The sequence below is a fragment of the Mucilaginibacter sp. GW822-FHT03E02 genome (assembly GCF_058801545.1).
This window is the reverse complement of the sequence record NZ_JBXANJ010000001.1, coordinates 4,812,811-4,839,403: the sequence shown is the minus strand read 5'-3', so window position 1 is coordinate 4,839,403 and position 26,593 is coordinate 4,812,811. Positions and strand designations below refer to the sequence as shown.

The following is a 26,593-nucleotide window of genomic DNA, read 5'->3' as shown; positions in this document are numbered from 1 at the left end:
AAAGTCAACAAACTGTAAACTCGGGTATTTAATTGCAATAATCATCTAAACAAAGTGAAAGCGATTTGGATTATGCTAAATATTTTAGGATTTTTGCACTCGCAAAAAGTTCATAGTTGATAGATCATGGTTCATGGTATAAATTTTGCCATCAACCTATTTAGCTTCCTAACGGCTATGATCCATGAACTATGAACCATGAACTAATTCAACGCATGAGCAAAGAAGCAGAAAAAGATCCATCAAAACATATTATTATAAAAGGCGCGCGCGTACACAACCTTAAAAATATGGATGTGGCCATCCCCAAAAACAAGCTGGTTGTTGTAACGGGTATGTCGGGTTCGGGCAAATCGTCGCTTGCTTTTGATACGTTATATGCCGAGGGCCAGCGCCGCTATGTAGAAAGCCTTTCGTCATATGCCCGCCAGTTCCTGGGCCGCATGAACAAGCCCGACGTTGATTATATAAAAGGTATAGCGCCCGCAATAGCTATTGAGCAAAAAGTAATCACATCAAACCCACGCTCAACTGTGGGCACCTCGACAGAAATTTATGATTACCTGAAACTGCTTTTCTCGCGCATTGGCAAAACCATTTCACCTATATCCGGCCTGCCAGTGAAAAAAGATTCGGTTACCGATGTGGTAAACTTTGTACTCGGCCTGCCCAATGAAAGCCAGGTAACCATATTGGCTCCCTTATATCCGCACAATAACCGCAGCCTGAAAGAAGAGTTGGCCGTGCTGATGCAAAAAGGTTTTGTACGCGTGGAATACCAGGGCAAACTTTCAAAAATAGAGGCATTGTTAGAGGATGCCAGCATTGTTGATGACGGGTCATGGCTGGTAGAAGAAATATCCGGCGAAGCCGTAACTGAAAAGCCAATGGCGAAGGGCAAAAAAACAAAGACGGTGAGCGATACTGAAAGCGCTACCGCCGCTGTGCACTCTGCTGATACCTATAACGCTGTACGCATCGTTATCGACCGTATAAACAAAAACGAAGAGGATGAAACGGTAAGTCGCCTGGGCGACTCTATCCAGACCGCCTTTTTTGAGGGTAAAGGCGATTGCTACGTGCGTTACCAGGAGCAAGCCCCTCCTAAATCCTCCCCGGAAGGGAGGACTTTAAATGAAGAGGAAGAAGCTAACGAAACCGAGCGCTTTTTTTGCGACCGTTTTGAATTGGACGGCATTAAGTTTGAAGAGCCTACACCAAACTTTTTCAGCTTTAATAATCCTTACGGCGCCTGCAAAAAATGCGAAGGCTATGGTAAGGTAATTGGTATTGATGAAGATTTGGTTATCCCCGATAAAAGTAAATCGATATATGAAGGAGCCATTGCCCCGTGGCGCGGCGAAAAGATGCGTGAGTGGAATGACAACCTGGTTAGGCATGCCCTGAAATTTGATTTTCCTATCCATCGCCAGTATAACCAGCTTAATGCCAAAGAACAAAAACTGCTGTGGACCGGCAATAAGTTTTTCCGTGGCCTTGATGAGTTTTTCAAAGAGATGGAAGAGCAAACCTACAAAATTCAGTACCGCGTTTTGTTATCGCGCTACAGGGGCAAAACCACCTGCCCCGAGTGTAAGGGCAGCCGTTTGCGCCAGGATGCATCGTATGTAAAAATTAATGAGCGCTCCATTACCGATGTGGTTTTAATGCCGCTGGATAAAGCGCTGGAGTTTTTCCAGGGCCTGGAACTGAACGAAACTGATGCCAAAATTGGTAAACGTTTATTAATGGAAATAACCAATCGTTTGGTTTTCCTGAATGATGTTGGCTTAAGCTACCTAACGCTAAATCGTTTATCAAACACGCTATCGGGTGGCGAATCGCAACGGATTAATCTGGCTACGTCATTGGGTAGCAGCCTGGTCGGCTCGATATATGTATTGGATGAGCCAAGCATAGGCCTGCACCCGCGCGATACCCAGCGCCTGATTGGCGTATTAAAATCCCTGCGCGATGTGGGCAACACCGTTTTGGTGGTTGAGCACGAGGAAGAGATTATGAAGGCAGCCGACCATATTATTGATATTGGCCCCGAAGCCGGTACCCACGGCGGCGAATTGATTTTTACCGGAACTTATGACGAGATTATAAAAGATGATAACAGCTTAACCGGCCGCTACCTAAGCGGTAAAGACGAGATAGCTATACCAGCCACCCGCCGTAAATGGCACGATTTTATTGAGATAAAGGGCGGCCGCGAAAACAACCTGCAACACGTAAATGCTAAGTTCCCTTTGGGTGTACTTACCGTGGTTACCGGTGTATCCGGATCAGGTAAAACCAGTTTGGTTAAACGCATCCTGGCCCCTGCCCTGCAAAAAACGCTGGGCAATTACTCGGGCGAGCAAACCGGATCATACGATAGTATTGAAGGCGATTACGCCAAGATAGAACAGGTAGAAATGGTTGATCAAAATCCCATTGGCCGTTCATCGCGTTCAAACCCGGTTACTTACGTAAAAGCCTGGGACGAGATCCGCAACCTGTACGCTGCACAACCAGCAGCCAAAGCAGCCGGCTTAAAACCATCCGCATTCTCGTTTAACGTAGAGGGTGGCCGCTGCGATGTTTGCCAGGGCGAGGGAGAAGTGAAAATAGAGATGCAGTTTATGGCCGATATTTTCCTTACCTGCGAAACCTGCGGTGGCAACCGTTTTAAACAGCACATACTGGATATTACCTACAACGAAAAGAACGTAGCCGAAGTACTGCACATGACCATTGATGAGGCTTTGCAGTTTTTTGCCAAAGAGCCCAAGATCATATCCAAAATAAAGCCCCTGGTTGATGTTGGTTTAGGCTATGTACAGCTGGGCCAATCATCAAATACGTTATCGGGCGGCGAAGCGCAGCGTATAAAGCTTGCATCGTTCCTGGTAAAAGGTAACAATACGCACAAAACGCTATTTATTTTTGATGAACCCACTACCGGGCTGCATTTTGCCGATATTAAAAAGCTGCTAAAATCATTTGATGCCCTGCTGGAACACGGTAATACCATTATTGTTATTGAACATAACATGGATGTTATTAAATGCGCCGACTGGGTAATTGACATTGGCCCCGAAGGCGGCGACAGAGGCGGGAAAGTAGTATTTGAAGGTGTGCCCGAAACCCTCATCAAAGAAAAAAAATCACACACCGGGAATTATTTAAAAGAACGGTTTGGAAAGTAATATCGCCGTATAAGCTATAACAAAAAGGCGTTTGCAGTATAAACACTGTAAGCCCTTTTTTTGCTGTTGTTAGCAATCCATGTTAATTTGCTTTTGATATTTGTTATGCAAATACTTATATTTACATAACAAGGCCTAACATCTTATTTTTTCCTCTTCCACAAACATCTACCTGTAAAAGATACGGTAACGGCCACGGGCTATTAACTTCTAAATCTTCAATTTATGTCGGGTACAAAACACCTCTACGACACCATTCGTCCTATGTTTGGTGGTCACATTTTACAAAGCCAGGTTGATGGCATCGAAACTATCTTAGCCGCTGTTGCTGCAGCTGGAATAACCGATAACCGCAAAATAGCTTATATGCTGGGCACCGTTTTTCATGAATGCGCAAAAAAAATGCAGCCCATCGAGGAGTTTGGCAAAGGGGCAGGCCACCCTTATGGGAAAAAATTAAAAGAAGGTAAGGCAGGTCATCATATCCCCTACACCACGCCCGACGAACTTTATTACGGCCGGGGTTATGTTCAGTTAACATGGTATGAAAACTACGAAACCATGGGCCACTTGCTGCAGATTCCGCTGCTTGTAAACCCCGCCCTGGCATTGGTACCTCAAAACGCGGCAAATATTATGATAAAGGGGATGATGGGCGGAATTTTTACCGGGGTGAGCTTAAACAAATATTTCACTAACACTAAAACCGACTGGGTAAACGCCCGCAAAATAATTAACGGCCTCGACCAGGCCGCAGCCATTGCGGAGTATGCGCAAACCTTTTATAAAGGATTAACGGTGCCTGTTTAAAATAAGCAAAGTGTCTCAGTTGGCGAAAGAGCCCAACGAAATTCCGGCTTCCCGAATTTCATCGCATCTGCTGTTTGTCAAAGCCGATACGGCGCTATATAATTGTTGATTATCTCGCCAAAAAGCAGGCTTGATTTTCAGCACAACCGCTAATAAGTCGCCGGGGTATAAATCACCCTCGGCAAAAAGGTCGTTAGTAAGTTTTTCGATAGCCAGTGGTACAAGATATTGCAAGCTAAACTCCTGCCCTATCATCAAACGCAGATCCTCGAAAGTAAACTCATTTAGCGGGACTTTTAATAGCTCAAGGCAGCGTCGTACAAGTCGTGTTGGCGCGGTTGCCGGATCTTCAACGACTATCTTTTCCAGGTTTTGTAGTGATTTGTAGCGCCAATTATTTTCCAGTTTCATAAAACATAATCAACATCCCTAAGCCATTAACTTAGTCAACCACTCACCCAATCAAACACTCACCTAATTACTTGCCGCCTGTTTTAACGTACATATAAATAATACCGCCGATAACGGTAATAGCCAATACAATAAGCCCGGTAACGCCTTTCTTTTTATCCTGGCGCATTAGCCATACTAAAAATGCAACCAGCGGCAGCACAAAAACTGCCCAGAATATTAATGATGGAATGTTCATATCAATTAATTTAGTTCATGGTTCATAGATCATGGTTCATGGTAATCCGGCCTCATTTGCTATGATCCATGAACCATCAACTATGAACCTAAAATATCATCCTCGCCATAGGTGCAATTTCCTGCCCTACAAATTCGCCTCTTAAATATTTATAGTAACCAGCAATTGCAATCATGGCAGCGTTATCTGTACAATATTGCATAGCCGGAATAAAGCTTTCCCACCCGTTTTTTTCGCAAAGTGCCTGCAGACCCAATCTTAAACCTGTATTGGCCGATACACCGCCGGCCAAAGCCAATTGTTTAATGCCATACTGTTTTGCGGCCTTTTCAAATTTATTTAGCAATATGGTTGCTATCCGTTTTTCAACCGAGGCACAAATATCGGCCATGTTTTCGCTGATAAAATCGGGGTTCTTGGCCACGTTATCGCGAATAAAATATAATATTGATGTTTTTAACCCGCTAAAACTAAAATCAAAACCCGGGATCTGTGGCTCGGGGAACTTGTAGGCATCCGGATTACCCAGCCGCGCATATTTATCTATAAGCGGGCCACCCGGATAAGGTAAGCCCAATATCTTGCTGGTTTTATCCATTGCCTCGCCCGCTGCATCATCCAGTGTTTGGCCAATAATTTCCATTTCAAAATAATCTTTTACCAAAACTATTTGCGTGTGTCCGCCCGATACGGTAAGGCATAAAAATGGAAACACGGGCTTATGATCGCCAATAAAGTGCGCCAGGATATGGGCCTGCATATGATTAATTTCGACCAATGGTGCGTTTTGAGCAAGCGCAAATGCCTTGGCGAACGATACCCCAACTAATAATGAGCCTAAAAGGCCCGGCCCGCGGGTAAAAGCTACCGCATCAATATCATTTTTGTTTACTTTTGCGTTCAATAGTGCTTGTTGAACGGCAGGAACAATATTTTGCTGATGTACCCTTGAGGCAAGCTCGGGGACAACGCCACCATATGCCTCGTGAATGCTTTGGTTAGCAATAACATTGCTCAGGATAACCCCATCAACGCAAACAGAGGCAGATGTGTCATCGCAAGAAGATTCAATTCCTAATATTACAGGCACTTTATTAAGTCAAAAGTCAAAAATTAAAAGTCAAAATGACTTAATTTTTGGCAGATTATAAATTAAATTCAGAAAGTGAAAACCATTAAGGCTTTTTTGAATTTTTACTTTTGAATTTTTAATTAATCACAAAGTTATTAAAAAAGCACTCAAAATAGTATTCGGGCTGGTGTTGTTGATATTATTGACACTGAGCATACTTTTATTGGCTTTTCAATATAAACCCGTACAAACATGGGCCGCAAAAAAAGCGACCAAATATTTGTCGGACGAATTGCGTACTACCGTAAACATAAAAAGCCTTTATATAAGACCTTTTAGCACCGTAGTTATTGAAGGCTTATATGTACTGGATAAAAAGAAGGATACGCTGCTGAATACCCCTAAGCTGGCAGTAGATATTAATGGCTTCTCGATTTTTAACAGCATCAAACAACGGCTTATCACTTTTTCGGCCATCGAGCTTGATAACGGTTCGTTTTACCTTAAAAAGCAAAAGGACAGTACCACCAACCTCGATTTCATCATCAATTATTTCAACTCGGGCGATACTGCAAAAACCACCAGCAAGCCCTGGACGCTGAATTTTGATAAGATTACCATTAACAACTTCCACTTCCGGTACAAAAACCAGCTGATTGATACCGCAATGGCCCAGGTTAATTTCGACGATATTGACGTAAAACATTTTAGCACAGTGGTTTTAAATATGGATATCAAAAACCACCTGTTTAAAGGCAACGTTCAAAAGCTGACCCTTGTAGAAAAAAGCGGGTTTTACGTTAAAAATTTAACATCAAATATCACGATAGATACTAACCAAATCCTGGCACAAAACCTCCATTTAAAAACCGGGCATTCTGATTTAAAAGATTATTTCAGGATGAAATTCAAATCGTTTAGCGATTTTAATGAGTTTAACACCAAGGTTTACATGGATGGCGATTTTAAATCGTCGCGGGTATCATCGGCAGATATCGCCTACTTTACCAGCGGGCTCGAAAAAGTAAGCTTTGATCTTGGTTTAGATGGCCGGGCCCACGGGCCGGTTAGTAATTTAAAATCGAAGGGGGTTACCATAACGGGTGGCCAGGCTACCTTTATAAAAGGCGATTTTAACTTAAGAGGCTTGCCCGATTGGAATAACACTTTCCTGGAGCTACGGTTTGACCAGATAGCATCCAACAAAAAGGATATCGATTATCTTATCAGTCATTTTTCGGGCCAGCCCAACTTAAAGGTACCCGATATTATCAACAAGTTTGGCAACATCAATTTCACAGGCAGGTTTAGCGGTTTGCAAAACGATTTTGTGGCCTACGGTATTTTCAAAACCAGGCTTGGCCGTTTTGATTCGGACATTAATTTAAAAATCGACAAAAAAGGAAACCCCAGTTACAGCGGCAAACTGGATGCCTTTAACTTTGACCTGGGCACCCTGCTTGATGAAAGCAGCCTGGGCCGCACCACGTTTACATCAAACATAAAAGGCAGCGGTGACGACCTGAAAACCCTGAGTGAAAAAGGCGATGCTAAAATTAAATACATCGATTTTAATAATTACACTTATAATAACCTTACCATCAATGGCTCGTTTATTAAAAAACTGGCAGATGGACATATTACCATTAACGACAAAAACCTAAAACTCGACCTGAAAGGCAAGGTAAACTTAAATGGCCAGCTCCCCGCTTATGATTTGGCAGCCACTATTAAGGATGCCAAACTAAACGCTTTAAAACTGATAAAAGATACCATCACCCTTAGTACGCAGCTAAAAACTACGTTCAGCGGCGATGACCTTAAAAACTTACAGGGCAATATTTTGCTATCGCCGATCAAGATTGTAGACCCACGCAATAATTACCAGGCCGACTCGCTTTACCTATCGGCCAATGGAAGCGGTAATGCCCGGGAGATAGCCCTTAAATCGGACTTTGCCGATGCCAATATTAAAGGCAGTTTTGACCTTGCTACCCTACCATCGTATTTTAAAACCATTGTTAAAAAATATATCCCCTCGTTACAAACTACTATCGTACCACCCAAGCCAGAAGAGTTTGATTTTAACCTGACCATCAAAAAACTCGATCCGCTTACATCGATATTTTTACCCGAATTAAAAATACCTGAGCAAGGGAATTTTACAGGCCATTTTGATTCCAATAACAAAACGGCTACGCTATCGGGCTATATCAAAACGTTTAAAATTGGGAAAACAGTTTTCCATGATTTTATTATTGATGAAAGCACATCCGATAATTTGCTGGGTCTTAACGTTTCGCTAAAAAAGGTTGACCTAACCGACAGCCTTTTTATAAAGGATATTAACATAACCAACTTTCTTAAAAATGATAGCTTAAACTTTAACGTTAAGCTATCCGATAAAAATGCGGTAAACCAGCTGGATCTTTACGGCCTGGTTGAATTTGGTAAAGACACTACCGCCAAATTAAAACTATTACCGTCGGATGTAATCCTGGAGCACGAAAAATGGAAAATACAAGACCAGGTACGTATCCGGCTACTTAATGGCAAAACCCAGGTAACGGGCTTTGAGTTATCAAACGGAACGCAAAAGGTTAAAATAAATGGCTTTATATCTGATAACCCTACTGATATATTAAAACTCTCGTTTGAGCAATTTAATATGCGCACGTTTAACCAGCTTACCAAAACATCGGGCATATTTTTAAAGGGCTACCTTAATGGCGATGTAAACATGACCGCCATTACCGCAGATCCCGGTGTTGACGCAAAACTGTCCATCGATTCGCTTACCATGAACAAAACGCTTATTGGTAATGTAAAACTGCTATCGGCACTGGATAACGACCGCAAACAGGCCGACATGAAATTAAACATCGTTAACCGCGGCCTGGAAACCATGAACCTATCGGGGATATACGCCTTTGGAAAGGATGCCCCAAACAACCTGGACTTTGATGTAAAAATGAACCAAACCGAGGCCATCATTTTTGAACCGTTTATTAAAGACCTTGTATCAGATATTAAAGGCAATATATCCACCAATTTAAAGCTGACAGGCAACCCGTCGAAACCGCAACTGAATGGTGATGTCACCTTAGTAAACACAGGCGTAACCGTTAATTATTTGAAAACAGCTTACACCGTTAATACCAAAGTAAACGTAACCAATAGCGTTATCAAGGTAGATAACATGGTGCTAAAAGACAAAAAAGGCGGCACAGGCACGGCTAATGGAACGATAGATTTAAACAATCCATCTAACCCCGATATTGAGGTTGACCTGGTTGCCAAAAACCTGCTGGCGTTGAATACTACATTTAAAAACAACCACGTGTACTACGGTACGGCATACGGAACAGGGAATTTCAGTTTCAAAGGCCCGGTTGATAACATGAAAATTGATATAACCGCGCGTACCGAGGCAGGCACAATTTTCAATATCCCGCTTAATACCTCATCAACAGCAAGCGATTATGATTTTATAAAATTTGTAAGCCATAGCGATACCGCCAAGGTTGTAGCCAAAGAGCGTGCATTTAATGGTGTTACCCTTAATTTTGATTTAACCGCCGACGAAAAAACCGTGGTAAGGATAGCAACGGATTATGGCTTGCTGGAAGGCAGCGGGGTAGCCAATAACCTAAAGCTGAATATTAACAGCCTGGGCGATTTTGAAATGTATGGCGACTTTTTAATAACCACGGGTAAATTTGAATTTACGGCCAAAAACTTTATCAGTAAAAACTTTACGGTAAGCCAGGGCGGTACCATCAGGTGGACAGGCAACCCGGCAAACGCCGAAATAAACCTGAAAGCTTTATACGAAGTACGAACAGATCGTTCGCCATTGTATACCGCCGCGGGCCTGCAATCGCCGCAGGGCAATAAGCAGGTATTGGTACAGGCCGAGCTGATCCTGACCAAATCGTTGTTATTACCTGTTATCGACTTCGACTTTAACTTCCCAACCGATCCTTCGGTAAAGGATGATGTAGCTACTTACCTATCGGATAATAACAACCGCAGCCAGCAGGCCTTAAGTATTATTGTACGCAGGCAGTTTTCGTCGGGCAGTAATAACAGTTTAACTAACCAGGTAATAAGTACAGCCGGCGATGCTGTTACCGAATTTGCTTTTAACAAACTAAATAACCTGATAGCGCAGTCAAACATTAAAAACTTTGATTTAAACATCCGCTCGTTTAATGAAGCCAGCGCCTCGCTTCGCTTTTTTAATGACAGGCTTTCATTTAACGGAAGTTTGTTTACCAACACGGCCTCAAACGATTTATTTAACAACAATAACACTACCCTTTTCAATCAAAGCTTCAACTCAATTAACAAGGATTTTGAAGCCCTGTACCGCATCAGGAAAGATGGTAACTTAACTGCCCGGTACTCCTACCGGATTTTAAACAGTACCACGCTAAATAATTTAAATAACCAGTTACTGCCACAGTATGTGAACGGGTTGGGCTTGGTTTATCAACGGGATTTTGACACCTTCCGCGAGTTTATCCGTAACCTTTTCAGAAGCGGCAGGCGCGCCCAGGCCCCGGTAACACCGTTACCGGTAACAAACCCCAATCCTATCGTTACCAGGCCGGATGACGATGATTAGCAGATTGATGTGCAAATGATTATGCCGGGTTGCTATTAAGGATGGCTATATCCAATACAAAAAAAGCAGGCTGACATTAATCAACCTGCTTTTTCCTTATCTAATTTCCCCACATCTGCACATTTGAAATCTGCATATCTGCACATCCAAGGGCTTAATGATCGCGCATAATGGCATGATCCATTTTGTCGCGTTTGGTACGCAGGTATAATTCGTTATGTGGGTTTGACGCTATTTCGATAGGTACATTTTCAACAACCTCAAGTCCGTAGCCAATAAGGCCTGCACGTTTTTTGGGATTGTTAGTCATCAGCCTCATTTTTGAAATTCCAAGGCTGCGCAATATCTGCGCCCCAACGCCATAATCGCGCTGATCCATTTTAAAGCCCAGTTTAACGTTTGCTTCAACAGTATCGTAACCGTTTTCCTGCAGGTGGTATGCTTTTAACTTGTTAATAAGGCCTATACCACGTCCCTCCTGGTTCATGTAAACAACAACACCCTTACCTTCTTTGCTTATCATCTCCATTGCTTTGTGCAGCTGTGGGCCGCAATCGCACCTGCACGATCCAAAGATATCGCCGGTAACGCATGAACTATGCACCCGGGTTAAAATTGGCTCACCGGGTTCCCAGGTACCTTTCACCAAAGCAAGATGATTTTCGCCTGTATCCAACTGGGTGTAGGCTATCATTTCAAAATCGCCCCACTCGGTAGGCATTTTCACCGATACTTCTTTTTTAACCAGCGTCTCGGCATTTAAGCGGTAAGCTATCAGGTCTTTTATAGATACAATTTTCAGGTTAAACTCTTTTGCCATAACCAACAGGTCGGGCAGGCGGGCCATGTCGCCATCTTCTTTCATGATCTCGCATATCACTCCGGCAGGTTCAAAACCGGCCAAAACAGCCAAATCAATAGCCGCCTCGGTATGGCCCGAGCGACGCAAAACGCCTCCATCTTTGGCAATAAGCGGGAATATATGGCCCGGCCTTCCCAAATCTTCGGGCTTGGTGGCCGGATCAATTAATGCCAATGTTGTTTTTGAACGGTCGGTGGCCGATATGCCGGTTGTACAGCCGTGCCCCAGTAAATCAACAGAAACCGTAAAATTAGTTTCGTGCGAGGTGGTATTATGGCTCACCATCGGCTCCAGTTCAAGTTCGCAGGCCCTATCTACAGTAATAGGTGCGCAAACCAGGCCCCGGCCATAGCGTACCATAAAATTTATTGCTTCGGGGGTTGCGTTGCGGGCGGCAGTCAAAAAATCGCCTTCATTTTCCCTGTCCTCATCATCAACCACAATGATCATTTTACCTGACCGTATATCTTCTATAGCTTCTTGTATTGTATTTAACATTATGTGGGTATTACGTATGGCAAACCTAAAAGGGTGCCATGATGTATTAAAGTTTAAACAAATTTAAACTATATTAAAATGATTCTGGTCGGCACTATGTAAAATGATTTTGGGAGCAACTTGCCTATCAGGCCTCCTTGCGTTTAAAGATTTTATTAAAATATCTTTTGTAGGCCTCCATATCAAATATCACCGAATCGGTAGCGGCTTTATAGGAAAGGAAGAGCCCGATGGGCGTTAGCACAATAATGGCCACCCACATACCAAATACAGTATTAACGTTACCTGCCTTTACAGACTTTTCGCCAATGGTTGATATAATATAGTAGATGAGGAAAAATATCACCGAAATTACCACCGGCAGCCCCAGCCCCCCTTTACGGATAATGGCGCCAAGCGGCGCACCTATCAAGAACAATGCTATACAGGCTGCAGATAAAGTATATTTCTTTTGCACTTCCGAATCATATCGGCGGATGGTAGATGCATCGTTATTATATTTATCGGCACGGTTTTTTAAAAAATCCTTTACCGACCGCACTTCAGATGCAGCGCTTGATAAGGCCATCTGCTGATCTGCAATTTTCATGCTTTTTAACACGTCTTTATCGGCAGCAATATATTTTACTTTTGATTTAGACGGCAAATTAAAATATTTGATATACGGTGTAATAAGTTTATAATTTAATACAACAGCAGCATCCGTAGCCTTTTGACTCGAATCAACAAAAAATTTAAGCTGCCGCAAATTCATCATCTGCGATGCCTGCTTAAACTCATTTTCATCGGTACGGCTAATTTTAAAGGCATCCAGCGGAAATTTTTGCTCCATTTCTTTAAAACGGAAACGGGTGAAGCGTTGCCGCAAATCATAATTGGCCCCGTCGCTTTTTGATTCCAAATAATCTACACCATCCTTGAGTTTTAGCACCAAAAACTTATCGCCCATGGTACGGAACATGGTACCTTCACGGGCCATGGTCACTTCGGTATTATTGGTTTCCTCGATTTTTTTGTAAATAATAATGCCATACAGCCTTTGCCCGTCGGGATCTTTCTTGGTTACACGAATGGTGTAGCCCGGAAAGCTGGAGCTGAATATCATTTCAGGCAATAAATCGGCCGATTTCTGCTTTCGGGCATCGTATAAAAGGGAATAGTATTTCAGGTTAGCTATCGGCAGCATATAATCTGAAAAGAAAAAGGCTGCGATACTTAATACCGATACAACAATGATCATGGGATACATTGCCCTGCGCAACGAAATGCCGGCAGCTTTAATGGCCACTAACTCATAATTTTCGCCAAGGGCTCCATAAGTCATGATGGTTGATAGTAATACCGATAGCGGTAGTGCCATGGCCACATTTGTTGCCGAGTTGTACATCATCAGCTCCAGGATGATATACCAGGCAAAGCCTTTGCCTATAAGATCGTCGATGTATTTAAACAAAAACAGCATCAGCAACACAAACATTACGATGAAAAGCGTGCTTACAAAAGGCCTTATAAATGATTTAAGCAGTAAAAGGTGGATCTTTTTCATCGGGGCAATTTGTATTTACAGGATAAAAAACGCGCAACGGTGCAGGTTAATTTTCATTAACGCAAAATTAGCTAAAATTAAATTGGCCTTACGCGCCCAGCACGCTAATGAGGTAATCAATCTGGTTATCCCATATCAGTTTTCGTTCGGGGATCTGGTCTTCGGTAGCAAAATCGGTAATGCTAAGGGCAACATCGTTAGTAAGTTCGTCTTGCAAAATTTCCATTTCAAAATAGCATTGCGGCTCATCCTCAAGCCATTTGAACCTAACCAGCTTATTTTCTTTAACTAAAATAAGTTTTGCTTTTTGCGGCTCATCGTCCCAGGTAAAAGTAAAAACCTGGTCACGAACATTTACATCATCGGCAAACCATTGTGCTAACCCGTTAGGCTCATTTAGGAAAGTGAACAGTATTCTTGGAGATGATTTTATCTCATACTCAATAGTAAATTTCTTTTTTTCGGACATCGGGGTTTATACTTGAAAACAGGTTATGCAGTAAATGTTAACATTTTTTCTAAAGAAAACGAATTTCTGCTATATTTGCAAACCTTTTTAAGGAAGCCTATTGTTTTATAAACATGGCTGCTCTTTTTAACAACCATATAAAAAGAGGATTAAATTAAAAACGGCGGGGTAGCTCAGATGGTTAGAGCGTAGGATTCATAACCCTAAGGTCGGCAGTTCGATCCTGCTCCCCGCTACTGAGACCGAAAACGGCCTTGAAATATCTATTTCAAGGCCTATTTTTTTCTACAATTCCCTATCGTTCTAAAAATCAACACAATACCTGGTTCGATCCTGCTCCAGTACCTAAAGCGAGAACTTCTTTAAAAGCGATTAATAACACTTCACAACTAACTTATTTCAATTAATTAACTTTACTCTTTTAATAGTTCCATATTTTCATCAAAATTATTTTTCCTAAATCAATCGCCGGTTTACAAAACCACTGTTTTTTGGGGGGGATGTCCGCATAAAATCCACGAATGGACAGGACTTAAGATGCTTACCGCAGCACAACGATACTCAAAAGATCATAGATGACCGGGAATGGAATATCCCTGCCTTTTTGAACAATCTATCAGTACGAAATCATTAAAAAGCACATTTTAATTTAAAATTCCATTTTTGCCCCTCCTTTTTTGCAGGTTAGCCCCTTTTGTTTTTAGTGTTTTTCAAAGACTTTGCCCTCTCGAATGGTCATATCAAAATCGCCATTTGTATTAACCAATTATTTCATTAATAAAACCCATCAATGAGAAAAATTCCGAAAGTTGCGGATGCCCTGAAAAAGACACCGCCGGCATCTTAGTTGAAACATTTTCACAAAATGCCAGGATAAATTCCTGGCCCGTGCAATTGTCTGTTATTGTTAACGCTGGGAGCTGTATCAGCTACTTGACATTATGCTTTTCGGTTACAGGCGCGTCATCGCCAACAGCATTACCTACAACGGCCCTTGCCGATTGAACCAAACAACTTAAATTTTAACAACCCAATTATGAAACGAAAACTACTAATTCCAAATTATTTGTATTCCAGGGGGTTTCGCAACACACTTAAAACTTTGGCATTATTGATATTGCCAGTTGCTACAAACGCCTCGGCCTCCAGTTTAATAACGCACAACAATCGGCAGGTAATTACCAAAATAACATCTTTTAAAGCTGCTATAACGGTAAAAGGCTCTATCGTAGATGCTGTTGATGGTCAGCCGCTGGTTGGTGTTTCTATCAGTGTAAAAGGAACCACAAAAGGTGTTCTAAGTGATTTAAAAGGTAACTTTCAACTTTCGAACGTGGCGGAAGATGCGATACTGGTTGTAACATATATCTCTTATGAAAGAGTTGAAATTGCTGTAGGCGGAAAAACTGATATCGCGATTAAACTTCAACCCTCCATGAAAACGCTAAACGATGTGGTAGTAGTTGGTTACGGAACACAGAAGAAAGAAAACCTTACAGGATCTGTAGGCGTTGTAAATACAAAGGATTTGGAAAGCAGGCCCCTGACAAATACCGGCCAGGCGTTACAAGGCACAGTTTCAGGTGTGTTTGCGCTGCAAAGTTCGGGTAAACCCGGAGATGACAATACCGTAATTGACATTCGTGGGGTAGGAACTTTTGGAGATAATTCCCCATTGGTATTAGTTGATGGTTTTCCAGGCAGTATCGGCGACGTAAACCCTAACGACGTTGAATCCATTTCGGTATTGAAAGATGCCGCGTCGTCGGCTATTTATGGTAGTCGCGCAGCAAACGGCGTTATATTAATTACTACTAAACGGGGATCAGCAGGCAAACTTCGTGTCAACTACAGTGGATATGCAGGTATCCAAAGTCCAACAAGGTTACCCAAAGTATTAAACTCTGTTCAATATACTACGCTTTACAACGAGGCTGCTGTAAATACCGGGGCGGCACCGGCTTATCCGGATTCGATAATTCAAAAATACGCGGCTCACAACAATCCATTATACCCCGATATCAATTATTTCAAAGTATATTATGATAATGCCTATATGCAAAATCATCGTGTAAGCGCAACGGGAGGGAGCGACAATGTTAATTATTCGTTTATGTTAGGCCATTTAGATCAGGATGGAATCCTGGTGGCGACCAATTACAAGAAAACAGACTTCCGCCTTAACCTTGACACTTACCACCTAAAAGATAAAAGACTTCGTGTTTCTGGCAATATATCGGGAAACTTAGGGGTAAAAAGCGAACCAACTGATCTTTGGAACGCCGAATGGTATGCAACTCTGGCTCCAATACACCCCCTTAAAGATGCCGACGGGAACTGGGTTTCTGTAAACGGCGAACGCAACTACTACGGCGAAATTAAAGAAGGTAGCACCAACCTTACCAAACGGTACAATTTTAGCGGCCAGGCCGAAGCAGAATATAAAATTCTGCCCGGTTTAAGTGCGCAGCTTACTTACGGTTATAATGTTATCTCCACTAACGCAAATGCTTTTCATGCCAATGTAACGCTGAAAAACCAAAATGGAACAAGTACACAATTGCCATCAGACCTCAATGTAACCAACGAGACTGACGGCCACTCATTGCTTACCGGATTACTGAAATATAATAAGACAATTAACCGTCATTCATTCAATTTATTAGGCGGTTACAGCGAAGAGGAGTTTACCTATGACTGGCAAAGCGGCTTTCGCTCACATTTTGTAAACAATACGCAACGCGTATTAAATCTTGGCGACGCTGCTACGCAAACCAATAACTCTGGCAGCTATGATCTGGGCCTTCGCTCGGTTTTTGGCAGGTTCAACTATGCATTTGACGGAAAGTATTTATTTGAAGCAAATGTCCGGAGAGATGGATCTTCCAGGTTTGCACAAGGGAAACAATGGGGAACGTTTCCGTCGTTCTCAGCAGCCTGGGTACTATCAAAAGAGGATTTCATGAAAAGCGTAAGCTGGCTTGACTTTGCAAAAATCCGTGCTTCCTGGGGCCGTTTAGGTAATCAAAATATAAGTAATTACTATAATGGAAGCGATATCTTGAGTTCGGGACAGAATTATTCGTTCGGCGGAACGCTTTACTCGGGTGTTGCCGTTACAGCGATGACTAATAAAGATTTAACCTGGGAAACAGCCCAACAACTGGATTTGGGACTTGACATCTCTTTCCACAATAACATTGAAATTACCGCAGATTATTTTGATAAAAGGACTAAAAACCTCTTATTGACCCAGCCGATACCACTAACAATTGCGCAGTCGGCCCCAATGGCTAATGCCGGTGAAGTGCAAAACAAGGGTTTTGAACTGGGCATCTCCTATAAAACAACGTTTGGCAATGGTGTTAAATTAAGAACTTCCTTCAATGTTTCTCACATCGTCAACAAAATCATCAGCATGAACGTGCCTCAGCAGTACAGCTCTCCAAAGGCGATTGTTGTGGGCTCGGCTATAAACTCATTCTACGGCTATCAGATGACAGGCATTTACCAGATCTCTGATTTTACATGGCAAAACAACAGTGATGCATCCATTCCTTACGCAAGCCGTAGTTATACGCTTAAACCGGGGGTAGTTAAAGTAAGCGATTACAGTGCACAACCCGGCGACATTAAATATGCTGATCTTAACGGTGATGGCATAGTTGACCAAAATCACGACCGCAAAATCATAGGTAAGCAATTTCCTGACATAACTTATGCTTTTAACTTCAATGTAGCCTGGAAAGGCATTGACCTGGGCGTATTTCTGCAGGGCGTACAAGGCATGCAGGGTTATACCTACTATGAAATAGCTTCGCCTTTTAGCGGCTTTGCAAACGTTGGTACCTGGTGGTTAAACAGGTGGACACCACAAAATCCATCTAATACCTATCCCCGCGTTACATTGGATGGTGTAAGAAACAATATCCACTCTTCCTTTTACGTGGAAAATGCATCATATCTGAGGGTTAAGAATATTGAATTAGGATATACCTTGAGTCCGGCTGCTATTAAAAAGATAGGCTTAAGCTCGCTTAGGATATATGCCAATGTGCAAAACGCCTTCACATTCACCAAATTCAAAGGATTTGACCCGGAACAAACCTCTGATCAAACAAGAGCGGAGGCATATCCACAGGTGCGCGTAGTGACCGCAGGTATAAATGTTAATTTCTAAAGGATAAAATCATGAAGACTATATATAAAATCATAATCTTAGCATCAGTTATTAATCTTGCCGGCTGCCAGAAAAACCTTCTGGATAAGACGCCAAAAGACCGTTTGTCGCCCTCGACGTTTTACCAGAACGAAACCCAGGTAAAAATGGCTATGGTTGGCATTTACAATGCATTACCGCCAAACGCTACGCCTGGTCATTTCTTCCAGTTTGAATTTGAATCGGATAATGCCTATTGCCAGGACGCGTGGCAGGGCTCAAAGGAAGTAGGCGCATGGCAAACCACAACCAACAGTTGGGCGCCATATGCAAAGTGGACCCAGGACTATACCATAATTTCCAGGGCCAACGAGTTTTTGCAGGACGTTGCCGCCGCAAACATTGACGCTGCTGAAAAAACCCAAATGTCGGCAGAGGCGAAGTTTTTACGAGGTTATGCATACGCCGATCTGATCACATATTTTGGCGATGTGCCCTTGATTACCAAGGTTCAGTCGCTCTCGGAAGCCTATGTTTCAAGGACGGCTAAAGCTACAGTTCTTACCCAGGTTATAACTGACCTTACAGATGCCGCAGCCGCGCTACCGACCTCCTATTCGGGTGCCGACGTTGGCCGCGCAACAAAGGGTGCCGCCCTGGCATATAAAGCAAAAGTACTTTTGTATAATGAAAAGTGGGCCGATGCTGCACAAGCCGCCCAGGATGTGATCAATCTTAACGCCTACAGTTTATACACCAACTATAGTTCGCTCTTTGATGAGACGCATGAAAACAATAGCGAAGTGATTTTTGACATCCAATATATACCTACTACCCAGCCACAGCCCTGGCCATCATCTGCCTTATCTTTGAGTGTTTGGCCAACCCCAAATGTTACAGCCGGTTTGATTGACTCATATTATATGACCAATGGATTGCCGGTTACCAACTCAGCTTCGGGGTACAATGCTCAAAACCCGTATGTCAATCGCGATCCAAGATTGGCTGCTTCGGTAGTATTACCAGGCTCTTTGTGGGGTACAACTACCTACATACCTGCCAGTGATGTGGTTCCGTCGGGCGCGCGGCCACGTAAATACGCGGCGATAGGTATTGCCGACCCGAATAATTGCTCGCTCAATACTATCTTGATGCGTTACGCCGATGTATTATTAATACGTGCCGAGGCCCTCATTGAATCGGGAAGCACCGCGCCGGAAATATATACACTTATAGACCAGGTGCGGGCCAGGGTAAACATGCCAAAGGTTGAAGATGTAGAAGGTACCGGTTTAAGTCAGTCGCAATTACGTGCAATTTTGCGCCATGAACGCAGGGTTGAATTTTTTATGGAAGGCACCCGGTATGCAGATATGTTACGCTGGAAAGACCAATCCCTGGTTCATGATGTTTATGGTTATGACAAATCCTTGCTGAGTAATCCGGCAAGTGCTTCTACCTGGCAATTTAAGCAGGTTAAGTTAGATACCCGGACATTTGATGCAGGTAAAGGATGGTTATGGCCAGTGCCACAAGCCGACATCGACATTAACAAAAAATTGCTACCCAACAACCCGGGATATTAAGGCGTCCTGTCATCGCACAAATTTCCTTTCGTCTTAGCGATATAGCCCCCGATAATACTGCAATAGCGGCCTATCGGGGGTTTCGTTTTAAATACGATATATCTGCTTTGTACATGTTTGAAATTGGCAGCTCCCATCATATCAGAAGCATTGCAGCAAGGCACTTAGTCCTATAACGCCCTGGGCAAACGCATCTAATTGGGTTAACACAACTTAACACATTTCAGATAAAATATTTATAAATATTTGATAATCAATACATTGTATTTCATCATGGTTAACACTAAAATGATCGCGCAATTTAGGCGTATCCTCTTTTATATCGATGAATACACTGCTTTGCAAATTTTCAGTTATCAATCGCAAGGTAAATAAATCGTAAAACAGAAAAGGCTGCCCTTTTAAGGCAGCCTCGCGATGTAGTATAATGTCATCGATAAATTGACGGAAAATGTTATCCTAAAGTTCTAAGTCAAAAAATAAAAAACCCAACTTTAGTCTTACCACTTGGTACTGTTGACTTTTTTATTGCGCAATAAGCGTCCATTGCTGGTTATTGCTTGAACCGCTTGTCCACTGTTGCATAACAGATCCATTGGCAGTTAAGCCTCCGGTATCAAGGCACTTTCCTGTAGCCAGGTTAACTATTTTGTAGTAACCGCCTCCGGCCGAAACTATTGACCAACGCTGGTTAGTACTGGAGCCTACTACGTATTGTTTAACTGACGATCCATCAGTAGTATTTCCCCCGGTATCCAGGCACTCGTTCCCGGTTACACAGCTTAGCGTGTAATAACCATTAGTATAGCTGATGTTCCATTTCTGATTGGCGCTCGTTCCCGATGCCCACTGAGCTACGGTCGCGCCATCGGTTGTACTGCCCAAATTATCAAGCATCAGGCCCGATGCACGGTTTTGAAGCTTGTACCGTCCGTCGGCAATAGGCCCCAGCCACACAGGAGATGCAGTAAGTTTCCACGACCATCTGAACATATTTGCGGCGCCCGGGCTAACTTCAACAAGGTTATTACTGGCCTTATACCAGCGGTAGGTATCAATATCATTAACGCCCGACCATGCAATTGTGCCCATAGAGTTGTCTTTTGCATAGGAAAGCGCACCTGTTAAAAATGCCTGATCAACAAATACACCGGTATCCCATTGCCACCAGAAACTTATGTTTCTGGCTACTGTCTCTACGCCAATTTCTGTAACCACCGTACGGGCCGCGTAAGATCCGGTCCTGCTCGACATATCGCTGTAATAGCCCGACCAAACGTTATGCGATCCCCAGAACCACCAGTAGCAGTGCAGGCCAAGGTATTGATTAACTAATCTTGAATCGGCGCCAACCGTGGTCACGTCAGCGGCGTAACCGGTACCATCCAGAATGCATTTGCCATCTGCAGTGCTAAATGTGGTCAGGAAACCGGCATATAAATTATTCAAATCGGTACTTGAATAATCAACTGGTTCATTAATAGGTTCATATAATACCGATGTATTATTTTTATAAACATTATTTACAGTTGTCCACATGGTAGTCCATTGGCTGGTATCCGGTACATGATGTACGCCTACCGGCCAGTAGCAAAGTATTACCTTACAACCATTGGCTATAATTGCATTAATTGCAGCCTGGTACACAGGCCAGTAAGTAGAGCTTGAAGCCGTCCATGGATTTATTGGCATCCTGATAGTAGTACCGCCGCTTGTTTTAACAGCGCTTGATATACTGGTGGCTAAAGCGGCCGCCTGGGTGGTGGTGAGCGATGTAGTCATGCCGCTTGGCAATACAACCCTTCCGTCTCCCTCGTTACCATTAGGGTCGGCCCAATTTATGCCCCTGAAACCATTGGTATTGGTTGTTGAAAGAGCAAGGTTTTGTTTGGTAGATAAGCCCGAGGTATCGGGGCTTTTTTGAATAGGGTTTTTAGAACAGCCCATCACGAAGGCTAACAGACAGCATAGTGCCTGAGCGGTTAAATTTTTTCTCATAGTTTTATATTAAAATGTTAAATAATTGGTTCTTTATAATCAGTTGGTTTTTGACTTTTAAACGTGGCGGAGATCTTCCCGGCGTGGGCACGAAGCAAGTAATGACATCGATTAACTGCAAAACAATTGAATGCATGCGCAGTAACAATTTAAATATTCTCATGGTAGGTGTACTGAAAAAAAACAGATTTCCCGGCCTGCAATCACCGTTATTAGCCGCCGGATGTTACCGACAGTAATTTAATCAGCCAGCGAAAAATGGCTGTAAGCAATAATGGAAATGGAAAATCCGTGTTTATATGGTTTGACCTAAATTTCTTTTAAAAAACAGGAATTAAAAAGGGGGTAAAGCCTCAATATTGCGGGGATAAAGTGTCATTTTAATGGGTTTTTAAAGTAATTCCCCATCTTTTTTAATCGGTTACCTCCTGAATATCAAATTTTGACGCTGTTTCCTGTCCCTAAACATTTGGAATTCTTGTTATTAATACAATTAATATTCTATAAATTTGAGTGCCTTATAAACTTAATGTTTCAACGTCACAGTAGGGGTTCGATTAATATTTAAGAGGGATGATGAATCCTCCAATTCGGGTTTAAATGAAGTTTTATCCATATATTCTTAAGGGAAAATGTGTATCAAACCTCAATTTATACCTCAATAAAAAGGATCATTTGTCGGTACTTTTAATATGGCCAACGTGCCGTGTTCCCCGCTTTGTTGGAATTGTGTTATCCTGAAAATTAGTGTATTAAGTACAATATTTTTGATTATTAACCAACCAAAAATGGTTGTGAAGCTTATTTTATACTGGTACAAGTTACCAGTGATAACACGGTATAGTATCTATCTAATTAAAAGTGATAACGGATTTATGTATAAAGCTGTCTTATTCTTCCTGATCAATTTTTTGTGCACAACCGGCCTAAATGGACAAATTTTAACGACCTCTCCAACCAACGACATCAAGAATTTTGCGTTAAAATCATATACTATTCATGACGGCCTGCCATCCGAAAACGTAACCGTAGCACTTAAAGACAGGCGCGGATACATGTGGATAGGGACAGACAATGGCCTTTGTAAGTTTGATGGCTACTCCTTTGAAAACTTAGTGAACATTCCTGGCAACACGGCAAGCATAAGCTCAAATTATATTAATGCGCTTGCCGAAGATAAAAACGGAAAAATATGGGTCGGGACGATGGACGGCTTAAATGTTTTAGATCCCAACACCGAAAAATTTGAACGGTTTTATCATAGTGATAAAATCAAACAGTCGATAAGTAACAACAAGATTTTTTCGATCTTATGTGACAGTGAAGGAACTATCTGGATAGGAACAGACGACGGCTTTAATCAATATGTGGCAAGCCGCCGTTCATTTATCACTTATAAACCTGCCTCACAAAATGAGTTTTCAATAAAAGGGAAGTCGGTAAATGCCATTGTTGAAGATAAGGAGAAAAACCTATGGTTAGGGAACTGGAATGGCGGGTTGAATAAATTCGATAAAGTTAGTAAGCGCTTTACCAATTATCCGCAAACCGAATCTTTGCATAAAAAAAGTCCTAATGATATTTGGAGCCTTTTCTACGATCAAAAAAACGGTTGTATTTGGGTAGGCACTTATTGGAGCGGACTTTTCTGTTTTGACCCTAAAATTCAACAATATACCGCATTCCCAAGTCATGACAACCTTAATATAGGCGCTTTTAGCATCGATAATGCCAATGACTCCACCTTAGTTGTTGGAAGCAACGCCGGGTTTTATTTTATAAATAAAGGCACCGGCCAATGGCGAAAAATTGGCGATGTTAATAGTACTGCAGATGGCTACGTTTATAATGATAATGCTGGTATCATGTGGCTCTGTGGTAAAGATGCTTTAACAAAAATCGATTTTACACAGTATAAATTTCATTTCATTCCATTGTCAATCAGCCCGCGCGAAGTAAAAAGCATGTTGTTACAAGGAAACAGGTTGTGGTTGGCAACAAACAACGGACTTTATCAGTTTGATTTAATAAAGAAAACCACCAAACTATTTAATCACACAAATGATCCTTCAAGCATTAGCAGCAATCAGGTTGGCAAAATATATTTAGATAATGAAAATGTGTTATGGGCCGCTACCGAAAATGGTTTTGATAAGTTTGACGTTACGAATAACCGATTTATACACCACTTTCATCATTCGGCCCTAAGCAATTTTTTTAATGAAGACGTTTTCAGGGATATTCTTGAAATAAGGCCCCATGAATACTGGCTCGCTACCGACGCGGGCCTTAAGATATACAACGAAGAAAAACAGCAATTCAAACATTATTATAACGATGATAAAAACCCTAATTCAATTGCCAGCAATCATATTTATAACCTTTTAAAAGACAAAAAAGGCAACGTATGGATTGGAACAAATGGAAACGGGGTTGATCGTTTTGATCAGAAAACCGGCATTTTTCATCATTATGCCTATAATGACAAAAATGCCGGTAGCCTCAGTAGTAATATCGTGCACTGCTTATTTGAGGATAGTAAAAGGAATATCTGGATCTGTACGGCCGACGGGCTAAATAAATACGTGCCGGAAAGTGATTCTTTTATCGTTTACTCGCGCAGAAATGGATTTGCAAGTAACGTTTTCAATAACCTTGTTGAAGATGGTTTCGGGAATCTTTGGATTAACTCTGCGACGGGAATATCAAAATTTACTCCCCAAACATTATCTGTTACCAATTTCGACGAAGGCGACGGCGTGTTTTCCCACTCGCTTATTTACAAGTCTGCAGACGGTCAGATTTATTTAGGCGGAAATACTGGTGTAGTTGTTTTCGATCCGTCAAAAATCAAATTGAATAATAAAATCCCCCAGGTTTATCTTTCCGATTTCCAGGTGTTTAATAAATCGGTAAGGCCGGGTAAAAACTCGCCATTGAAAAAGCCGGTTAGCATAGCCGATACTGCACTGCTTAATTACGACCAAAATGTATTTTCAATTGAATTCGTTTCGCTCAACTATACCCATTCAGAGAAAAATAGTTATCGGTATAAGTTGGAAGGCTTTGACGAAAAATGGAGTTTTAACAGTAGCCAGCGAAGGGTTACTTACACCAACCTTAACCCGGGAACTTATACCTTTAAGGTAATTGCAAGCAATAATGACGGCGTGTGGAACAGAACGCCGAAATCGTTAATCATAATTATTTCCCCACCATGGTACCGAACCTGGTGGGCGTATACAATTTACATTGTATTTATAGGTGGGTTGGTTTATCTGTATCTGTTATATAGAGACCATCAGGCTAAACTAAAATACGAAATTCAGATTGCACATTATGAAAGTGAAAAGGAAAAGGAGTTAAGTGAACGAAAGCTTGCTTTCTTTACCAATATTTCTCATGAGTTCCGGACGCCATTGACATTGATCATTAACCCAGTCAAGGAACTCTTATTTAGTGAAAAGAAGGCTATGGATACCACCAATTTAACCATTGTTTACAGAAACGCGCGCCGGCTATTAGGCCTGGTAGATCAGCTGCTGCTTTTTAAAAAGGCCGAGTCAGAATCAGACCAGCTTAGAATAAGCAATGTTAATATTGTTGATTTATGTAAGGAGGTTTATTTATGTTTTGTTCACGAGGCGAAAAGAAAGCAAATCCATTTGGAGTTTGCATCGACAGCCGAGTGCCTGAATACTTATGTAGATAGAGAAAAAACAGAAATAGTGTTATTTAATCTGCTCTCCAATGCTATAAAGTTCACTCCTAAACATGGAAAGATTCGCATCTGTGTAGAAGAAGCTGACCAGGTTGTATCAATAATGGTGGAGGACAATGGATGCGGAATTCCGCCTGAAGTTGGTGAAAAACTCTTTAGTCGTTTTTACCAGGTACCTGATTTGGCGGGCACACCAACCGGAGGATTTGGTCTTGGACTATACCTCGTCAAAAATTTTGTAGAACGCCAGGCCGGAACAGTTGAATACCACAGCCAGATTGGAAAGGGTACATCGTTCACCCTCACTTTTAAAAAAGGTAGCTCTCACATTAAAGATCAGATTATTTTGGAGCAACCATCAGCTACTTCGGAGTTTTTAAAGGAACTGATTGATGCTGAAACTACAGCCAATGATATAGTATCAGCAGCAGACCCGGTTGAAGAACAATCATTGTCTGACTTCAAAACGTTATTGATCATCGATGACCATGAGGATATGAGAGAATACCTGCGCCAGATTTTCAAACTTGAATATAATGTTCTCGTTGCGTCAAACGGTGAAGATGGAATAACAATAATAAACGAACAATGGCCGGATATTGTTATATGTGATGTAATGATGCAGGGTATTACCGGCATAGAAGTTTGTGCGGCCATTAAGGGAAATATGACAACTTCACACGTTCCCGTGATTCTTTTAACGGCCAGTGCATCAAATGAGATAAAGCTAAAAGGTATTGAAGGTGGCGCTGATGATTATATCGGAAAACCGTTTGACAAGGATATCCTGAAAGCAAAGGTCAATGGGCTGTTAAGGAGCAGGAATACCCTTCAACAATATTTTTATAACGAAATTACGCTTAACAATAATCCGCATAGCATCTCGATAGAGTACAAGCGATTTCTGGATTCCTGCATCCGGATTGTTGAGGATCACATAACAGATCCCGATTTTAACCTACAATCCTTAGCCTACGAATTAAATATGTCCTATTCCGGCATCTATAAAAAAATCAAAATGATTTCCGGGCAACCCGCAAATAGCTTCATACGGTCAATCAGATTGCGAAAAGCGGCACAGTTATTTGTACATAGCGATTTAAATATATTAGAAACCGCTTATGCCGTTGGAATAAAAGATATCAAGTATTTTCGTGAGCAGTTTAAAAAAGTGTTCGACTTAAAACCTTCCGAATACATTAAAAAATTCAGAAGGAGCTTCAAAAATGCTATGGTTAACCAGGTGGCCGAAAGAAAATAAACCGGTAAGCAGCCGCCTGGTTTACCGCCCCCCGAAAATGTAAAAACCATTCTCCAGCCGGCACTTTATTGGACGTTGTGCAATGATGTCCTTTTTTGACTATCAGAAATCTTTACGAAAATAACCTTTTGGGAG

At 42.0% G+C, this 26,593-nt stretch carries 13 protein-coding genes and 1 tRNA gene; 7 read left to right on the top strand and 7 right to left on the bottom strand.

The annotated features are described in order from the left end of the window. Nucleotides 1–215 precede the first annotated feature (215 nt). Nucleotides 216–3,197 (top strand): excinuclease ABC subunit UvrA, encoded by a 2,982-nt coding sequence (uvrA, locus tag AC1RM2_RS20025; RefSeq protein ID WP_492986931.1) that lies wholly within the window; start codon nt 216–218, stop codon nt 3,195–3,197. Nucleotides 3,198–3,422: 225 nt separating this feature from the next. After that, nucleotides 3,423–4,007, top strand: coding sequence for a hypothetical protein (locus AC1RM2_RS20020; RefSeq protein ID WP_492986930.1), 585 nt, complete (start codon nt 3,423–3,425; stop codon nt 4,005–4,007). Between the two features lie 15 nt (nt 4,008–4,022). Here the strand turns inward: AC1RM2_RS20020 and AC1RM2_RS20015 are convergent, their stop codons facing one another. The 3 genes from AC1RM2_RS20015 to tsaD form a co-directional block, all read right to left on the bottom strand. Continuing rightward, the gene (locus AC1RM2_RS20015; RefSeq protein WP_492986929.1) at nt 4,023–4,418 is read right to left on the bottom strand and encodes a contact-dependent growth inhibition system immunity protein; all 396 of its coding nucleotides are present in this window, start codon (nt 4,416–4,418) and stop codon (nt 4,023–4,025) included. A gap of 67 nt (nt 4,419–4,485) precedes the next feature. Further along, nucleotides 4,486–4,656, bottom strand: a complete 171-nt coding sequence (locus AC1RM2_RS20010; protein WP_177183727.1) for a hypothetical protein — start codon at nt 4,654–4,656, stop codon at nt 4,486–4,488. Nucleotides 4,657–4,744: 88 nt separating this feature from the next. Then, nucleotides 4,745–5,746, bottom strand: a complete 1,002-nt coding sequence (tsaD, locus tag AC1RM2_RS20005; RefSeq protein WP_492986928.1) for a tRNA (adenosine(37)-N6)-threonylcarbamoyltransferase complex transferase subunit TsaD — start codon at nt 5,744–5,746, stop codon at nt 4,745–4,747. A 262-nt stretch (nt 5,747–6,008) separates the two neighbouring features. Between tsaD and AC1RM2_RS20000 the strand changes: the two genes are divergently transcribed. Beyond that, the gene (locus AC1RM2_RS20000) at nt 6,009–10,358 is read left to right on the top strand and encodes a translocation/assembly module TamB domain-containing protein (protein WP_492986927.1); all 4,350 of its coding nucleotides are present in this window, start codon (nt 6,009–6,011) and stop codon (nt 10,356–10,358) included. A 154-nt stretch (nt 10,359–10,512) separates the two neighbouring features. Here AC1RM2_RS20000 and AC1RM2_RS19995 read toward each other — a convergent pair whose 3' ends face one another. The 3 genes from AC1RM2_RS19995 to AC1RM2_RS19985 form a co-directional block, all read right to left on the bottom strand. After that, nucleotides 10,513–11,718: a bifunctional 3,4-dihydroxy-2-butanone-4-phosphate synthase/GTP cyclohydrolase II gene (locus AC1RM2_RS19995; protein ID WP_492986926.1), complete on the bottom strand. Its 1,206-nt coding sequence runs from the start codon at nt 11,716–11,718 to the stop codon at nt 10,513–10,515. 127 nt (nt 11,719–11,845) lie between these two features. Next, complete coding sequence (locus AC1RM2_RS19990) at nt 11,846–13,264, bottom strand: LptF/LptG family permease (RefSeq protein WP_492986925.1); 1,419 nt, start codon at nt 13,262–13,264, stop codon at nt 11,846–11,848. 88 nt (nt 13,265–13,352) lie between these two features. Beyond that, nucleotides 13,353–13,733: an START-like domain-containing protein gene (locus tag AC1RM2_RS19985; RefSeq protein WP_090642033.1), complete on the bottom strand. Its 381-nt coding sequence runs from the start codon at nt 13,731–13,733 to the stop codon at nt 13,353–13,355. Between the two features lie 162 nt (nt 13,734–13,895). On the opposite strand from AC1RM2_RS19985, the gene AC1RM2_RS19980 reads away from it, so the two are divergent. The 3 genes from AC1RM2_RS19980 to AC1RM2_RS19970 all read left to right on the top strand — a co-directional run bounded on the left by AC1RM2_RS19980 (nt 13,896) and on the right by AC1RM2_RS19970 (nt 19,478). Continuing rightward, nucleotides 13,896–13,969, top strand: a tRNA-Met gene (locus AC1RM2_RS19980). Between the two features lie 800 nt (nt 13,970–14,769). Beyond that, nucleotides 14,770–17,913 (top strand): SusC/RagA family TonB-linked outer membrane protein, encoded by a 3,144-nt coding sequence (locus tag AC1RM2_RS19975; RefSeq protein WP_492986924.1) that lies wholly within the window; start codon nt 14,770–14,772, stop codon nt 17,911–17,913. Between the two features lie 11 nt (nt 17,914–17,924). Further along, complete coding sequence (locus AC1RM2_RS19970) at nt 17,925–19,478, top strand: RagB/SusD family nutrient uptake outer membrane protein (protein WP_492986923.1); 1,554 nt, start codon at nt 17,925–17,927, stop codon at nt 19,476–19,478. A gap of 525 nt (nt 19,479–20,003) precedes the next feature. Here AC1RM2_RS19970 and AC1RM2_RS19965 read toward each other — a convergent pair. Next, nucleotides 20,004–21,476, bottom strand: coding sequence for an RICIN domain-containing protein (locus tag AC1RM2_RS19965; protein ID WP_492986922.1), 1,473 nt, complete (start codon nt 21,474–21,476; stop codon nt 20,004–20,006). A gap of 875 nt (nt 21,477–22,351) precedes the next feature. Between AC1RM2_RS19965 and AC1RM2_RS19960 the strand changes: the two genes are divergently transcribed. After that, nucleotides 22,352–26,458, top strand: a complete 4,107-nt coding sequence (locus AC1RM2_RS19960; protein WP_492986921.1) for a hybrid sensor histidine kinase/response regulator transcription factor — start codon at nt 22,352–22,354, stop codon at nt 26,456–26,458. Nucleotides 26,459–26,593: the final 135 nt, after the last annotated feature.

Bases quoted from the DNA above. Each gene is read 5' to 3' on its own strand.
- AC1RM2_RS19990 (WP_492986925.1), bottom strand. From the start codon at position 13,264: ATGAAAAAGATCCACCTTTTACTGCTTAAATCATTTATAAGGCCTTTT.
- AC1RM2_RS19965 (WP_492986922.1), bottom strand. From the start codon at position 21,476: ATGAGAAAAAATTTAACCGCTCAGGCACTATGCTGTCTGTTAGCCTTC.
- AC1RM2_RS19995 (WP_492986926.1), bottom strand. From the start codon at position 11,718: ATGTTAAATACAATACAAGAAGCTATAGAAGATATACGGTCAGGTAAA.
- AC1RM2_RS20015 (WP_492986929.1), bottom strand. From the start codon at position 4,418: ATGAAACTGGAAAATAATTGGCGCTACAAATCACTACAAAACCTGGAA.
- AC1RM2_RS19985 (WP_090642033.1), bottom strand. From the start codon at position 13,733: ATGTCCGAAAAAAAGAAATTTACTATTGAGTATGAGATAAAATCATCT.
- AC1RM2_RS20020 (WP_492986930.1), top strand. From the start codon at position 3,423: ATGTCGGGTACAAAACACCTCTACGACACCATTCGTCCTATGTTTGGT.
- uvrA (WP_492986931.1), top strand. From the start codon at position 216: ATGAGCAAAGAAGCAGAAAAAGATCCATCAAAACATATTATTATAAAA.
- AC1RM2_RS19975 (WP_492986924.1), top strand. From the start codon at position 14,770: ATGAAACGAAAACTACTAATTCCAAATTATTTGTATTCCAGGGGGTTT.
- AC1RM2_RS20010 (WP_177183727.1), bottom strand. From the start codon at position 4,656: ATGAACATTCCATCATTAATATTCTGGGCAGTTTTTGTGCTGCCGCTG.
- AC1RM2_RS19960 (WP_492986921.1), top strand. From the start codon at position 22,352: ATGTATAAAGCTGTCTTATTCTTCCTGATCAATTTTTTGTGCACAACC.
- AC1RM2_RS19970 (WP_492986923.1), top strand. From the start codon at position 17,925: ATGAAGACTATATATAAAATCATAATCTTAGCATCAGTTATTAATCTT.